Genomic DNA, 15,506 nt, shown 5'->3' with positions numbered 1-15,506 from the left:
TCAATGATCCTTCTTTGTCGGTTTGCTCATCTTGCCGGGTGTGTCCACCACGGTCGAAATATAGGGTTCGGGCGTAAATAACTGCGCTGCCATGGATGTGGTGTAGGCATGCATCTGACCCGCAAAGACGGTGTGCGCTACCAAAAGCGAGATCAGCCCACCCACTGCAACATATGACAAGGGTGCAGGACGCGACATGACGACGGCATCCTCGGGCAGTGTAATGCTGTGGGCTTTCCAGAACAGAGTGCTGCCCGCCCGCGCGAAACCAACGATGCTGATCAGGCTGGAACCCAGCACAATGACCCAGATCCAGACCATGAGGTCTGAGGTATAGGCAGCATCCAGAACCAGCATTTTACCAAGGAAGCCCGACAGTGGTGGCAGGCCTGCCATCGCAATTGCACCAGCAAAGAACAGCGCGGCAGTCAGCGCCGTGCCCGCGACGGGTGGCTGTGCCGTTAGCTCCAGATTGGCCCGCCCAGTACGCACCAGATCAGAGATCAGGAACAATGCCGCACCGGCCAGCGTTGAGTGAACAATGTAGTAGAGCGCCGCCGCGATGCCTGCTGGTGTAAAGAGCGAGATTGACACCATCACCATGCCCATAGAACCAATAACCGAAAAAGCCACAAGCCGGTCCAGCCGTTTGGCAGCCAGCACACCAACCATCCCGACAGCCAACGACAGCAAGGCGGCAGGCAGCAGCCATAGGTCGTGCAGGCCCGCAGTGACCGCGAGGTCCGGTGGAAAGATCATCGTATAGACCCGGATGATCGCGTAGGCCCCCACCTTTGTCATGATCGCAAACAGGGCGGCAACGGGGGCGGGGGCCTCAGCGTAGCTGGAGGGCAGCCAGAAATGCAGCGGCACAACGGCGGCCTTGATCGCAAAGACCAGCAGCAACAGCACCGCCGCGACGCGGATGCCAACCGTATCTTCGGGTGCAATCAATGCAACCCGATTGGCCAGATCGGCCATGTTCAGCGTGCCCGTTTCAGCATAGATCGACCCGAGCGCAAACAGGAAGAGCGTTGAACCGATGAGGTTGAACAGCACGTATTGCACACCTGCCCGCAGCCGCGCATTGCCGCCTGCATGGATCATCAGCCCGTAGGAGGCGATCAGCAGCACTTCGAAAAAGACAAAGAGGTTGAACAGGTCGCCGGTCAGGAACGCGCCCATGATCCCCATCAGTTGGAATTGGAACAGCGCATGGAAATGCCGCCCGCGATTGTCCCAGCCGGAGCCAATAGCATACAGCAGCACAAACAGCGCCAGTACCGCCGTGAGCAGAACCATCAGTGTCGAAAGCCTGTCCCCGACAAGGACGATGCCAAAGGGGGCTGCCCAATCGCTGAGCTGATAGAGCACGATATCGCCGCCCGACACCTGCACGGCCAGTCCCGCCGCAATGCCGACCAGCATCAGGACCCCAGCAACCGAGAAGGCGCGCTGGATACCAATGTGATACCGTGCGGCCAGAACAATGAACGGCGCAAGAAGGGCAGGCAGTACAATAGGGGCGATGATCCAATGGTTCATGATTTGCCCCGCGCTTCTTCGTTTTCGTCATCGAGCTGATCGTCGACATGATCGTCATCCGACCCCAGAAACGCACCGAGGCCGATCATCACCACCACGGCCGTCATGCCGAATGAAATGACGATGGCGGTCAGCACCAGCGCCTGTGGCAGTGGATCAGTATAAACGCTCACACCGTCGCTCAGGATTGGCGGAGCACCGGTGGTCAGACGGCCTGACGCAAACAGGAACACGTTGACGGCATAGGTTAGCAGCGACATGCCCAAAATCACCGGGAACGTCCGCAGCCGAAACATCAAGTAAAGTCCACCGGCAGTCATGACTCCAACGGCAGAGGCGACGAGAAATTCCATATCAGCCTCCTTCCTTTGCCGGTTTGGCACCAATTTGCAGCGGATCATCGCGCGATGGGTCGATGTCCATCGGATGTTCGTTGTCGGGCACATGCGCACGGCGTGCAAGGCGCGAGAAGCTTTCCAGCGAGAGCATAACAGCCCCGACAACTGCCAGAAATACCCCCAGATCAAACAGTGCTGCTGTCGCCAGTTCGAACTTTTCAAAAGGCGGGATGCGGACATAGGTAAAATCAGACGTCAGGAACGGTTTGCCGACAAACCATGAGCCGATACCAGTTAATCCGGCAATCAGGACACCCGCACCGATCACGCCGTGGTAGGGATACCTCAGCCGTGCCGACGTCCAGACAAATCCGCTTGCCATGTACTGCATCACAACACCGATTGAGACGATTAAACCTGCGATGAAACCACCGCCAGGTTCATTGTGACCGCGCCAAAAGATGTAGAACCCGACCAGCAGGATCACCGGCATCAGAACCCGTGTCAGGACAACCATCATCATCGGGTGGACGTCCCCGGCCCGCTCCTGATCCGGCTGGCGGTTCAAAAGCCGTGCGCGCACCGGGCCGCCCAGCAATGTTTCCGTCAGTGCGTAGATCAGCAAGGCTGCGATCCCCAGCACAATGATTTCGCCATAGGTGTCAAAACCCCGAAAATCGACAAGGATCACATTGACCACATTGGTGCCGCCGCCGCCCTTGTAGGAATTGGCCAGATGGAATTCAGAAATCGGCGTGCCAACCGCATCGCGCAACAGATAGTAATAGGCCAGTGCAAAGGTCGCCAGCCCGCCCGCCACCGCCACACCGGTATCACGCACACGCCGCAGAACCGTGCTTTCTATGGGCGTGCGGTTTGGCAGGAAATTGAGGGCAAGCAGCAGCAGGATGATCGTCACCACTTCGACGGTGAATTGCGTCATTGCCAGATCGGGCGCGCTGAAAAACACAAACCCGACGGATACCATAAGGCCTACGATACCGATCAGTATCAGCGACAAAAGGCGATTACGGTGCAGCAAAACCATCCCAGCTGTTGCGGCCACCAGCATCAACCAACCCGCGATGGGCACCGGGCCGGCGGCCTGCATCACGCGTGTGGCGGCCCCGACCGTTCCAGTGTTCCACGCATGAAAGCCCGCCGCAATGATCGCCACCGATGCGATCGCCGCATAGCGTGTGAAGGCACCATTGTGCAGCGGCAGAATGATTTGCCGGGCAAGGGCCACGATGGTCGCGACGATGGCGTCCAGTATTGTCTTGGCTTCGGGGCGCGGCGTCGCGTCCCACAAGCGCAGTGCAGGCGTGAAGATGGCAAGCATCAGCAAACCGCCGACAACGGCGATGATCGACATGTAAAGGGCGGGCACCAGCCCATGCCAAATCTTGAAGTATGCTTTTGGCACCTCGGCGGCATCACCCAGGACCGATGCTGTCACCAGCTTTACAAACGGTTCGGCCAAAAACGGAGCAACACCGATCATAACGACCAGCACCACCAGAATGGCAGGCGGCACCCACAGACCCGCTCCGGGATCATGCGGCTTGGCAGGGTAATCATCGCGCACCGGACCAAGGAACACATGCCCGATCAGTCGGAAACAATATGCGGCGGACAACAGCGATCCAAACGTCGCCAGCGCCGGGACCAGCCAAGGCATACCAAAGAGCTTGGTATGAAGGGCTTCCTCCAGCATCATTTCCTTGGACAGGAATCCGTTCAGCAGTGGTATCCCCGCCATCGACAATGCGGCAAGCGATGCGATCATGAAGGTCACGGGCATCAGTTTGCGCAAACCGCCCAAACGGCGAATATCGCGGGTATGTGCCTCGTGATCGATGATCCCGGCGGACATGAATAGGGCCGCCTTGAATGTCGCGTGATTGAGAATGTGAAACACCGCAGCCATCGCGCCAAACGCCGTACCCGTGCCCAAAAGCATGGTGATCAAACCCAGATGGCTGACCGTCGAAAAGGCCAGCAGTGCCTTGAGATCATGTTTGAACAGCGCGATCAACGCCCCCAGCACCATCGTGACCAGACCGGCGATGGTGACAATCATGAACCATTCAGGCGTACCGGATAGAACCGGCCACATGCGCGCCATCAGAAAGATGCCCGCCTTTACCATCGTGGCCGAGTGCAGATAGGCCGATACCGGCGTCGGGGCCGCCATGGCGTGGGGCAACCAGAAATGGAACGGAAACTGGGCGGACTTGGTGAAACAGCCCAGCAGGATCAGGATAAGCGCCGGAACATAGAGCGGATCAGCCTGAATAAGCTCGCGGTTCTGCAAGATCACGCTCAGGTCGTAGCTGCCGACAATCTGGCCCAAGATCAGCATGCCACCAATCATCGCCAGACCGCCCATGCCCGTGACCATCAAGGCCATCCGCGCACCCTGCCGGCCCTCGGGCAGGTGCTTCCAATAACCGATGAGCAGGAACGAGGAAAGTGAAGTCAGCTCCCAAAAAACCAGCAGAAGCAGGATGTTATCGCTTAAAACGATGCCTACCATCGCGCCTTGGAAGAGCAGCAAATAGGTGAAAAACTCACCCATGTTGTCATCACGGCTAAGGTAGTGACGCGCGTAGGCGATGATCAGCAAGCCAATGCCCAGAATCAACAGGGCAAAGAAAAAGCCCAGACCGTCCAGCATCAGCGTGAAGTTCAAGCCGAGCGAAGGCATCCAATCAACCCGTGCCATTACGACTTCGCCCGCCAGAACCATTGGCAGATTAGTCAGAATACCAATGAAGGCAGCCAAAGAGACAGCAAAAGTCACGCCAGCGCAGGCAGAACGGCCGGCCGAATTCATCAAGCCTGGCAGAAGTGCGCCAAAGAACGGCAATGCAACGACAAAGATGAGGGACATGGAAACTCCAGAATGGTCAGGATGTGATCTTGCACAAATCTAGGCGGAGTCAGCAATACCACAAATGAAACCTTTTACACGGCAGTGCCTGTCACATGTCTGCTTTTCGCTATGAGTTTTTCGGCGTTCCGCGGGTTCAGCGAATGGTTGGTCTCTACCTTCACTGTCAGAACGTGACCTGAGCCCCAAGTTCCCTCCAGCTTTACGCGGAGTCCTTGGAGTTAAATCTTTGGCGTTAGGCCGCCATCTTGTCCATCGCCTTTCTCTGCAAAAATTCTATCGGTGTCAGATTGCCTAATGCTGAATGTGGTCTGCGCCAGTTGTAGTCTTCCTGCCATTCTTCCAGCGTGGTCCGCGCATCGCCCAATGTGGCGAACAGCGTTTCGTTGAGGCATTCGTCTCGCAGTTTGCCGTTGAAGCTTTCAATGAAACCGTTCTGTTGGGGCTTCCCAGGTGCGATGTAGTGCCAGTCGATGCCCGTATCCTGAACCCATTTGAGGATGGCCATGCTGGTGAACTCAGTGCCGTTGTCCGACACGATTGTCTTTGGCATACCGCGTTCCGCGATGATCCGATCCAACTCGCGGGAAACGCGGTGGCCAGTCAACGAAGTATCAGCCACCAGCATCAAGTTCTCACGGCTGAAGTCATCAACGACGGCAAGAATACGAAACCTTCGACCATCCGTCAGCGCATCTGACACAAAGTCTAAGCTCCAGCGTCGGTTCGGGCCTTCAGGCAGCGCCATCGGCTTCCTCGTGCCCAAAGCGCGCTTTCTGCCGCCTCTACGACGCACCTGCAGCTTCTCTTCGCGGTAGATGCGCCTGACTTTCTTGTGGTTCACCACAAAACCTTCCCGCGCGATCATCACGTGGATACGACGGCACCCAAATCGTCGCCGTTCCCGCGAAACGCGCTTGATGGCATCTCGCAGTGCCGCATCATCACCACGACGCGACAGATACCGCACCGAAGACCGATCACCTTGCAGCACATCGCACGCCCGTCGCTGGCTGACCTGATGAACCTCCATCAAATGCACCACAGCTTTCCGCTTCCCAACGGGCGTCACCATTTTTTTGAATTGATGTCTCGCAACATAGAGTTGTCCAACATCTGTTCTGCCAAAAGCTTCTTCAGCTTGCCGTTCTCGTCTTCCAACGCTCGCAACCACTTCGCGTCAGATGGCTCCTTGCCGCCATACTTCGATTTGTATTTATAGAACGTCGCTGAGCTGATCCCGTGCCGCCGACATACATCGGCAGTCTTCTCGCCAGCTTCCTGTTCTTTGATCATCGCAACGATCTGTTCATCCGTAAATCGTGCCTTCATTTGTCCGTCCTTTTGTTGGGCGGACTCTACACAAATTTGGAGGAGTTTTAGGGGCGCAGGTCAATCCCTGCTGCACTTTGCACGAATGGCTGGTTCTCTCGCCGCGTGGCAGCACCGAATTTTACGCTAACGCAGCATTCTCCGCGCTGCGAGCGCGCGCGGCGAGAAAAGCAAATTCACACAATGGGCTCGTTCGACACCTTCGCTGCGTGCTGCACGAACGGCGGCTAATGGTTCTGAACCTCATTATTTCAGTCCCATTATATACGAATTCCATTAGGAAATTTTGCCGCCTGATAAAAATCGCATAAGAACTGTTATGTTAAATAAGTCAGTATTGCTGACCTAAAATAATCACGATTCAATCCTCCCGACAGCCCACATCATTCATAAATGACGTTCTGACAGGCACCATCTTTCCACATTGGGACAAGTGCGCCCGTGTTCCATTTATAGAGCCACCCGACAACATCCCGCGTGTCCTTATCAAGGATGAATTTGATTGGTTCTGCGTGCTGACGTTGTTTTACTTCCTGGCGAGCGGTCTTCGTAGTGGTTGATAAACTAGGTCGGGTCGATTTGGTCAACGCATTGATAGCAGTTGTCATGATGAAGGCCCCTGAATTTGCGGCGAAGAAATGCCTAAAAATTTGGTTTTTGACTTCTGCATTTGGCAGCAGGAAGTACCCGTACTAGTTGTGAATAGAATTTCTGCATAAGCACGAAAAAGAACGCACAGTTGCGCAGGGGAACGAAAAAGTGCCTCATAACAGCCTGATAAAGAACGGTAAGTATTTTGTTGCACCGCAGAATTTCTCCGGAAACTTCAAAGCGCTTTTTTCCCGCTTGGCGGCGGAAGGTGCTGGACGTCCTGTAGATCAGCATGGCTTGGCTGACGGCCCTTGGACTGCGGACCTACTCGTCGAAGCAATTTCGGCCATTGATGTAAATCGTGACGGTATAGATCTGCGGACCGTGCAAGTCTGGTTTCAAGATAATGATCATGGCATCAGTTCCACCAATATCCGTTGGCTGGCACGTATCTTTGGGTGCAACGATCCCGAAGCCGCAAGCCTATGGCAAGCTGAACTGACAGCGGCAAAAGAAAGGCTGACGAACGAGAGAAAAGCGGCAAAGAGGAAGCTGGCAACCAAAGCGTTGGTGGAAGAGACCGAAAACCTCAATGTTCTTACTTTTCCGATACAAGGATTTAGCCTTGCAAGGCGTTCAGAAGCAATTTTTTCTGGGTCTCCGCTAGACTTACCTTCTTCTATTTTTGCAGGGGCTGTCGCGCTTGGATTTTCGTCATATTTTCTGGGTATTCACAACGTCACCTATGGCGATACGGATGCGACCTTGAAGCAAGTTGGTTTCCTCTGGGCACCAAATTGGACGTTCTTGTTTATGGTCTTCCTGCCGTTGTTTTGTGCGTTCGTCATTGAGCTGCTTGTTTTCTGGAAAAATGAAGGCCGTTTGACGTTTTTAACGGAAGCTGAACGAACGAGCAGTGCGGGTGATTGGGCACGTAGGATTAAAGGTTCATCCTACACGTATTGGTCTGTTTTTCTGATATGTATTGGGTTTGCTGGCCTTTTTCAGTGGATAGGTGTTCGCTTTGTGTCGTTATCGAGCGGAGGGGGCGACTACGCTATAGACTGGGGAACATTGGCGCTTGTACGTCCAGACGTCATATCAGTGCCGCAAGCCTTCGCATTCACTGGTTTCGCTTACCTATACATGTGTATTTGTTTCTATCTGCTATTTGCAGGTCTCATTTTGCTCTACACGCTAGCCTACGACCTTTGGGACATTGCCAGCCACTCTAACGTTGCCTCAGAAGAAGACGCTCATGAAGTCAGCCTGAGAGTAATGCGTGGTATATTCCGCTGCACTCTTTTAGGGATCATGGTTGCAACCTGTATGAAGTTACAAAGCTTCTATTTAACGTCGAGCGGAACAAGTATCCTACGTTGGCTGGTTGAGGACATGCTTTCAGTGTTGAGGGGATCAGAGGTGTTGAACCCTGAGAATACATTCCGCAGACCAACACACTACACCAGCTTGTTGGTTACTTTGGCGACATGTACCCCGTTTTTTTATGGTTCCATCAGAATTGGTCTCGGTAGCTCGTTTCATGAGGCTTCGGTGAAAATGACGGCAATCGTTGCACTACTCACCATTGGCTATTTGATGATTGGTGCTTTCGCTGGTTTTTCGATCCTACTTTGTGTCGGATTATTGGTCGCTGTGTACGGCCTCTTCGATCCAGCTTTAGGAAAACGGACAGAGAGCAAACGGAAGGACAATCAGGTTGTATCATAAATGGTTGGATAATTGGGACGAACGGCGGGCGCAGCGCGGCGATGACGTGAAGCATACAGCGGATTTCGAACTTGATGCGGAGGTTGGGTTTTCAGTGGCGACAAATGCAACAGGTATCGCAGAATTTTGCGATCTTGCCGACGCAGCCGTCGCCAATACGACCTTCTACGATGATCCTTGTGGAGACACGCTGGGTTTTGAAATGAATGAAGATTGGATAAAGTTCCCATCGGGCATTTCAACAGACGTCGAAGTAAACAACGTGGTTTGGGCGAAGGTGACAGACAGCGGTTCCCTTGACCACGCTCTAGTGGTTTTTCATCATTGGAACGCGAGTACACGAAACCGCCAAATTGCCAACTTTTTCTCAAAGCGAGGCATCACGGTTGTTGAGATCGCTTTGCCCTACCATTTCGAGCGGAGCCGCCCTAACTCTACTCACGCAGACTACATCCTTAGTCCAAATCTTGGTCGTACAATTCAATCAATGAGACAGGCAGTATGGGATGGGCGAAAGCTCATACGTTGGTTGAAATCAGAAGGATATGGCGAGATTTCGGTTCTTGGTATGAGTTTGGGTTCGTGGGTTGCGGGTCTGGTCGCGGCACACGAAAAATCTGTCCGAAAGGCATCGCTATTTCTCACGGCGGGAAGCTTCGCGGATTTTGTATGGACGGGTCGCGCAACCCAAAAGATACGCAAGAGCCTTGAGCTTGAGATTGACTTAGCTAATCTCAGGAGGGCGTGGGGTCCAATCAACTTGGAGAATTACGTGGACAGGCTTGCACGGCCTGATCTCGATCTTCATGTTGTTTTGGCTAAGAGAGATACGGTTGTACTGCCAGAGGTATCGAAGCAGTTCATGGATAGGCTAATAGAAGCTGGAGCAAAACCAAGCATTTTGGAGCTGAATTGCGGTCATTATTCGTTAGCATTACCTCCCCACATCCTCGTTGCTGGATGGGGTTTGAAACGGTTACTTAAGCGCAACCATTGAGTGATTTTCTGAATCTTATCAATGAGCCGCGTCAACCAAAATTGGCCCAAACGTCACCTCGCGATATTTTTTCGCAATCAAGTTGGCCCAACTGGACCGAACGTGCATATGGCGCGGTTACAAAACACTCTATGCGGCGTCAGAGCAGGCTTACGGTAAAGGAGCGCGACTCGATCTTTTGGTGATCTCACATATGCATGCGGATCATGTGAACGGCATAGAAACACTAGTGACTGACGGCAACACGCAACCAAAACTTCAGACAGCACTCACGATAAATATAGAAAATATATCAGCATCTTACAGAAATATTCGTTCCATGAAGTGCGGCTAAATCGCTTCTGGGTTTTGGTCTCGCTTCTTCCAGGGACGCATCAGCTTCTCTTCAATATCACGCCGCGCGACAACTTTGGTCCAGACTTCCCATCCCCGATCATCTCCATCTACGCTGAGAAAGTCACCATATCGAAGACTAAAAACATCAGCAGGACTATCTGGCTTCGTGAATGTCTTAAGCTCCGCCTCAAGGCGCTCAATGTCCTCAATCCAGTCATCCTCAATCGTATCGGGTAGCGAGCCCAGTATATCATACCGATCCTGCATCCGTTCAGATAGGCGTTGATATACGGTTTCGTCGATAGTTCCTGCATAAACTAAATTCGCCATATCCACTTCACGGCGTTGCTGGCCATACCGTTTAATCCGCCCAATTCGCTGCTCAAGCCGAGAAGGGTTCCATGGTAGGTCGACGTTAATCAAAGAACCCAATGTCTGCAGGTTTAATCCCTCGCAAGCCGCGTCAGTGGCACAGACGACCCTAAGCTTACGCTCTTTGACTCCCTTTTTGATGTCCTCGCGATCCACGCTCCGCCACTCTCCTCCAAGAAGTACACCGGACTTCCCAACCCCAGCATAGACGGCTACCGGCTCGGTTGGATGTTTTTCGCTAACCATCTCTCCGACCCAACGGACCGTATCATAGTATTGTGAAAATATTATGCATCCGAGCGCCAACCATCCCTCTTGATCAAGGTAATGCATCACAGCGCGCCCTTTGGGATCTTCTTGGCGTGCAGATGTGAGGACATCAAGGACACGCTCGAGGTGTTGTGCTTCTACATCAACGGCAGCGGAATAGGCTTCCAGTCCCATATCCTCGATAGCTTCAAGAAGATCTGGATCGTCGGTCTGTTCTGACAATAGCCCCTCTCGCCTGCGTTCTAGCATCTTCGTTGCAGTCGAAATTCCGGCGGCAACGGACGAGCAGATACGCTGCATCATCAAGTTACCGAGGAACCCTGTCCCAGCTTGACGTGCTTTCATGGCGCGCGTGAATAAACGCACTTCGTCATAAGCGCGATCGTAGAAATGGGGCGTTCGGACTGCGTTTCTCTCGAATATGCCTGGTGCTGTCCCCGCTCGCGGGTGTATATTTACTGCAATTCTATCTAGAAGTCCTGCATCCTCCAACGTCTTACGACGCCGCAAAACCACATGACGACCGAGAGGATTGTGATAGCGCATAAACGGAAGCTTTCGGGCGATCTCACCGCTCTCCAATAGATCTTCAAGCTCTCCCCGAGTGAAATCGTCCAGATCCGCAACGCCCCTGTCGGTAAAGAATGAGCGATCCTCGACCATAAGGTCGTCACGGACATCCCGAAAAACTGAAGCTTCGCTTGAGTGAGGCAGCGGTGACCGGAGCCATGGCCAGGCGGTTGCTGGGTCAGGAAGAGTTTCCTTTCCGGAAATCAAGTCGAGCGATTGCTCTGCGTCCCACCATCGAGACACACTTGGCCGACCGAGAACGTGATCCTGCCCATAAGCCAGGAGTTTTATCAGATCCCAGATTTCGTCCCGATTGGTCTGAATAGGGGTTGCAGTGCCGATAACTAAATGGCGCGTCCGACCAGCAAGTCGTTCCATTGCCTGATAGAGTTTTCCCGGCTCAGGCTCTTCGATACCAATACCACGGCGCACACGTGCCTTATGACCTTCATCAAGGGCAATCATGCCATAGTTGCCGCGCATCAGGGCCTGCGCTTCTGGCCCTCCTTTTACCAGAAGTCCCGTCGAGACAATGCCGATCTGAGATGGACAGCGCAAAACGTCTTCAGGGTCACGAGACCGATAAAGATGCCCTTGATGATCTAGCCATCCTTTCTGTGGTGCACGCCCCCATACGCACGCAGGAAGACCGAGCTTATCCCAAAGTTCCATTTGCCATTGAAGAGTGAGAGTTGCTGGGCAGAGGATTAGAAATGGACCTTGCCCCATTAACACCGTTAGAGCGCCCGCCGCAGCCATCGACAAGGTCTTTCCAACTCCGACCTCATCGGCGAGCAAAAGGCGGGCTGCACCATAATTCTGGTCGTGCTCAACGAAGATCTTAACAAACGCTTTTTGCCATGGAGCCAAGCCCTCTCCGCGGCGCACGAGCGGACTCTCCACCGTAACAGACTTAGCCAACCCTATCGGGTCATCGCGCATTTCTTCTACATGCACTTCGACCTTCTCGGCAGTACGGCCAATTTCGTCGATCACTGCTTGTGAAAGCGGAACACCTTTTTTCCAAAGCCATTCAAACTCATCTTGAACCCAAGTCGCCGCTTCGGGCGCGGGATCTTCCCAGATCATCTCATAGGATTGAGCCCAACCGTTTGCAGTCTCATTGATGGATCCGATGAAACTTGACGTCGTGCCGTCAGGCCTTGTGATCACGCCAGCCTTCCCGTGTAAGAATGGAGCATTGTCTCGGGAAACAACCCTAATCTCAACATTCCCAGCGGTCAGGATTTGATAGAGGCGTCGCCAGCGTGGACGCTCCAACAAGGCATCAAGTTCGTCACCTTGTTCATGCCAGCGCTCGACCTGCGCTTGGTCACGCGCCTTTTGACTAAGGGTGGCTGCAGTTAAATCACGAGGGTCTAGATCTGCATTACAAACAATTCGGACACGACCAATGGTGCTGATTTCCTCATGAATTAAGTCGAAAACCGATGAGCGAAAGTACCCTGCGATCCGGTCATAGGTCTCAGCTCCCTGAAGCCGATCTTTCAAAAAGACGTGGCTCAAACGTTGATTGCGTGAAGAGAAGCGAGAGATCAGATCTGCCATCTTGCGACCTCTCGCATCAAATTCGTTCCGTCTGGATTGCTGTACCAAGGATCCGAGCCGCGCTAGCCTCTTCAGGCTCAGACTCCCCTCGTTTAGAAGCCATATACGTGCAAAGTTGGACTAGAACGTCGCGTTTTCGCACATAGTCTGGAATAAGGTCGCGCAGTTCTTCTAAAACATCTTCTACCTCATCCTCCTTTCCAACACGCCATATTGCGCGCAAAGTAAGGCGAACGATGCTATCCCGACCAAACGGAACCCCTTCTGCCATTGAGGTTTTGCCAAGTTTGGTCCCTGTTTTGAGCTTAGCGCCGTTTGGACTATTCGATGCCATCATTTCATCATAGTCCCCAACTCGGAACGCCTTAGCGAAGTTTTGGAATTGGTCCAACTTTGCCTCACCGGCTTCCTCAATATCCATCATCTTGAGGTAAAAGCGCTCCGATCCGTTGAAATCAAGCCAGAGCTCTCTTTCAAGCCCTTCAGGGACGAGAAACTCGTTGGCGGTCTGAACGGCGAATTCGGTTAGCTCGTCGACGAGGGTCTTCTCACCTTTCTTACGGGGGCGCAGCGCCTCGCGCGTCATGTCGTTGCCATCGATCTTAGTATAGGCGGTTAAAACTCGCAGCGCGGCTGCGTAGCCTGCCATCTGCAAGTCAGCGTCGTTGAAAATATTCTCTCCTCTGGCGGCGTCCATCTGATCGTTAAGGCCGATCATGTCTTTAATCTGGCGCTCTACCTCGTCACGAATTTCGTGTACGATTTCGTCTGTATACCCAGATAGCGCGCCTTGACGTTTCTTTAAGACAATCATGTGCGTGCCCTGAACGTAGCCGCCTTTCTTCAGTTCTGTCATAGTTTCTGTTGAAACGTACCAGTCCTGAACAACTTGAAGCCCAGCACCCCAGAAAATTTGAGCCATATCAGACCAAGTCTTCGCGTCCTGATGGGTGAACTGGACAATCTGAATTCCATTGTCGGCCATATGCTCAGTCATTGCCCTGTAGGCGTCGATCATCGCTACTTTAAACGATTGCCCCTCCCCTTTGATCGCAAGGTTTCGGCGAGAGTCCCAAATCCATTCGTTAAATGGCGCAGGTGAATTCTTCCTAAGCCATGCAATGAAAAACTCAGTAATCTCATCGTACTGGACCGCGTCAGCATAAGGAGGGTCAGTGATGTACATATCCACCTTTGCAACAACGTCTTTTGCGGAGGCGTTCTTGATTTGGGCATTTCCTCCAACAGGTGCATTTCCAGGGACGCCGTCAAGAAATGAACGCGCAAAGCCATACGATCTCACCCCATAATTTGGGAAAGTGTTGAGTGCTTGGTTGTAAAATGTTTGAGCTGTTGACTCCCGAGCTGCTCCGGTACCGTAATGACACAGCTTTGAGTTCCAGTTTATGTATCTCGCAAGTAGTGCGCGCGTCTCTGGAGATTTTTGACCATTTTGCAGGACTAATGCTCCAGCAATTAGCTGGCGTGCACAGAAAAGCTGGTGCCAATGGGTCCACCCTCTTTCGCGCAACAGACGAGCAGTCTCTTGCCCTGTTTCAATCTCCATATCAGGCGCACATCCTTCGCGTCGCCATTTCTCCAGATTTTGCGCTGCGTAATCGTTAGCTGCTGATTCTCGTGACAAGTCGTCAGGCGTAACAGACGCGAACCAGTTACGTGGGTTAGCCTTTCCATTCTTGATGTCCTCAGCATCCATCCACTGGATCGCATAAAGGCGCTCTTGAAAAATATCTTCTGGACGGGGAGAAACATCGTTCTGTTGCCAAGGACGAAGCCGGTTTCCGTTCACTCCGCTGTCAGTTCGGAAATCGCCTCTAATCTCCTTGATAGAGATGCCAAGGTCGTCATCGAGCATAGGATGGAGCATACGACCTTTCTGAAGTGTACCGGTCTCAGAGGCTTTCACCTCTGCGTCCGTGACCCCAGTAAGGATATCAATGTCGTAGCGCTTGTTGGCATGGTCTGGGACCAAACGCGCAATCGTGTTCCGCTTTTTCGAGATCATCCAAGTTGGTGATAGGGGGACCATCCAACCAGTTCGGGGGCACTTGGTCTCAATGCAATACAAGTAGAGTTTTGCGCGATTACCCTTCTCATCGTGCTCAATCCCCAAATCGCTGATCTTTCGATCGACGCGATCAGCGATATCCTGCATCTCGCGCTCGATCTGCCGGTGACGTTCAGGGCTGGCCCCCACGATATTAAAGGAGGCCCAGCTAAGCATACACGCCACAGGGTTCAAATCCGACGCAAGGACATCGCAACCGACCCGTGCAGCCTCATACGGAATTGACCCAGACCCCGAGAAGGTATCAGCCAGAAGAGGCCGTCGACCAAACCGCATTATTCCGAGTTGCTCCACCAACTCAGCAATCGTTCGCGCACTTGTGCCGAGGTGATCATTCACCTCCTGCCATATGCCACTCAGAAGGTCTCGTTCCGCCAGCTCCTCTGGCCGTTTCACATGCGCAAGCCTTTGTGCATAAGGCATGTCCATAAAGGCACGCGCGATCCGTTTCTGACGCTCGCGCGGGTCAAGATCATCCCGCCAGTTCCAACGTCCGGTGTCATCAGCAACTTCGTAGGCGTGTTCTGGAAATAGTTTTGCGAATGCGGTCGGACCGCCTTCAAAACGCCGCCCGAATGTCTCATCCGACATGCCCATAAGCTTCTCGAAAATTTCGACATCGCGCTCTAAGTCGTCCGTCGCTGGAAGCAACGTGGCGAGCACACAAGCACGCGTCAAGATCAAGGGCTTACGCCCTTTCCAATAGGACCCGAGGCCTGTCAGGGTCTGGCCCTGAACAGCCTTTCGCTCCTTCTGTGTCTCCGCCGATATTTTAGCAGTCGGCCATGCCTTCTCAATTAAAGAAGGTTCATCACGCAGGCTGAACGGCACGACTTCTGAGGCCTCGTTGGCGGTAAGTGTCATTATTAA

At 53.1% G+C, this 15,506-nt stretch carries 9 protein-coding genes; 2 read left to right on the top strand and 7 right to left on the bottom strand.

All coding sequences use genetic code 11. The annotated features are described in order from the left end of the window. The 5 genes from BCF46_RS18930 to BCF46_RS18910 all read right to left on the bottom strand — a co-directional run bounded on the left by BCF46_RS18930 (position 1) and on the right by BCF46_RS18910 (position 6,719). The gene (locus BCF46_RS18930) at positions 1-1,545 is read right to left on the bottom strand and encodes a monovalent cation/H+ antiporter subunit D (protein WP_121028215.1); all 1,545 of its coding nucleotides are present in this window, start codon (positions 1,543-1,545) and stop codon (positions 1-3) included. Next, on the bottom strand, positions 1,542-1,898 hold the full coding sequence (locus tag BCF46_RS18925; protein WP_121028213.1) for a Na+/H+ antiporter subunit C: 357 nt from the start codon (positions 1,896-1,898) through the stop codon (positions 1,542-1,544). Before BCF46_RS18925 ends, BCF46_RS18930 begins: the two co-directional genes overlap by 4 nt. A 1-nt stretch (position 1,899) precedes the next feature. Beyond that, positions 1,900-4,779 carry a monovalent cation/H+ antiporter subunit A gene (locus tag BCF46_RS18920; RefSeq protein ID WP_121028211.1) on the bottom strand — a complete coding sequence of 960 codons (2,880 nt, stop codon included), beginning with the start codon at positions 4,777-4,779 and terminating at the stop codon, positions 1,900-1,902. Positions 4,780-5,014: 235 nt separating this feature from the next. Then, positions 5,015-6,111, bottom strand: a protein-coding gene (locus BCF46_RS18915) for an IS3 family transposase (RefSeq protein WP_121028209.1) whose coding sequence is annotated in 2 segments (ribosomal slippage) — positions 5,015-5,865 and positions 5,865-6,111 — 1,098 coding nt in all. Because the reading frame shifts where the segments join, the coding sequence is not laid out codon by codon here. Between the two features lie 383 nt (positions 6,112-6,494). After that, positions 6,495-6,719 carry a hypothetical protein gene (locus BCF46_RS18910; RefSeq protein ID WP_121028207.1) on the bottom strand — a complete coding sequence of 75 codons (225 nt, stop codon included), beginning with the start codon at positions 6,717-6,719 and terminating at the stop codon, positions 6,495-6,497. 151 nt (positions 6,720-6,870) lie between these two features. Here BCF46_RS18910 and BCF46_RS18905 point away from each other — a divergent pair, with 151 nt between their 5' ends. Both BCF46_RS18905 and BCF46_RS18900 read left to right on the top strand, forming a co-directional pair. After that, positions 6,871-8,433, top strand: a complete 1,563-nt coding sequence (locus BCF46_RS18905) for an RcgA family putative transporter (RefSeq protein WP_245990280.1) — start codon at positions 6,871-6,873, stop codon at positions 8,431-8,433. Beyond that, positions 8,423-9,430 (top strand): RcgR family putative quorum lactone hydrolase, encoded by a 1,008-nt coding sequence (locus tag BCF46_RS18900; RefSeq protein ID WP_121028205.1) that lies wholly within the window; start codon positions 8,423-8,425, stop codon positions 9,428-9,430. Before BCF46_RS18905 ends, BCF46_RS18900 begins: the two co-directional genes overlap by 11 nt. A 330-nt stretch (positions 9,431-9,760) precedes the next feature. Here the strand turns inward: BCF46_RS18900 and BCF46_RS18895 are convergent, their stop codons facing one another. Then, on the bottom strand, positions 9,761-12,547 hold the full coding sequence (locus BCF46_RS18895) for a phospholipase D-like domain-containing anti-phage protein (RefSeq protein WP_121028203.1): 2,787 nt from the start codon (positions 12,545-12,547) through the stop codon (positions 9,761-9,763). Between the two features lie 16 nt (positions 12,548-12,563). Continuing rightward, positions 12,564-15,500 carry an anti-phage-associated DUF1156 domain-containing protein gene (locus BCF46_RS18890; protein WP_121028201.1) on the bottom strand — a complete coding sequence of 979 codons (2,937 nt, stop codon included), beginning with the start codon at positions 15,498-15,500 and terminating at the stop codon, positions 12,564-12,566. Between the last annotated feature and the right edge of the window lie 6 nt (positions 15,501-15,506).

Source organism: Litoreibacter meonggei, from assembly GCF_003663885.1.
In the GTDB taxonomy this organism is placed as follows: Bacteria; Pseudomonadota; Alphaproteobacteria; order Rhodobacterales; family Rhodobacteraceae; genus Litoreibacter; species Litoreibacter meonggei.
This window is presented reverse-complemented; position numbering and strand designations above follow the sequence as displayed.

Coding starts and splice junctions, on each gene's coding strand:
- BCF46_RS18930 (WP_121028215.1), bottom strand. CDS start 1,545: ATGAACCATTGGATCATCGCCCCTATTGTACTGCCTGCCCTTCTTGCG.
- BCF46_RS18925 (WP_121028213.1), bottom strand. CDS start 1,898: ATGGAATTTCTCGTCGCCTCTGCCGTTGGAGTCATGACTGCCGGTGGA.
- BCF46_RS18920 (WP_121028211.1), bottom strand. CDS start 4,779: ATGTCCCTCATCTTTGTCGTTGCATTGCCGTTCTTTGGCGCACTTCTG.
- BCF46_RS18910 (WP_121028207.1), bottom strand. CDS start 6,719: ATGACAACTGCTATCAATGCGTTGACCAAATCGACCCGACCTAGTTTA.
- BCF46_RS18895 (WP_121028203.1), bottom strand. CDS start 12,547: ATGGCAGATCTGATCTCTCGCTTCTCTTCACGCAATCAACGTTTGAGC.
- BCF46_RS18890 (WP_121028201.1), bottom strand. CDS start 15,500: ATGACACTTACCGCCAACGAGGCCTCAGAAGTCGTGCCGTTCAGCCTG.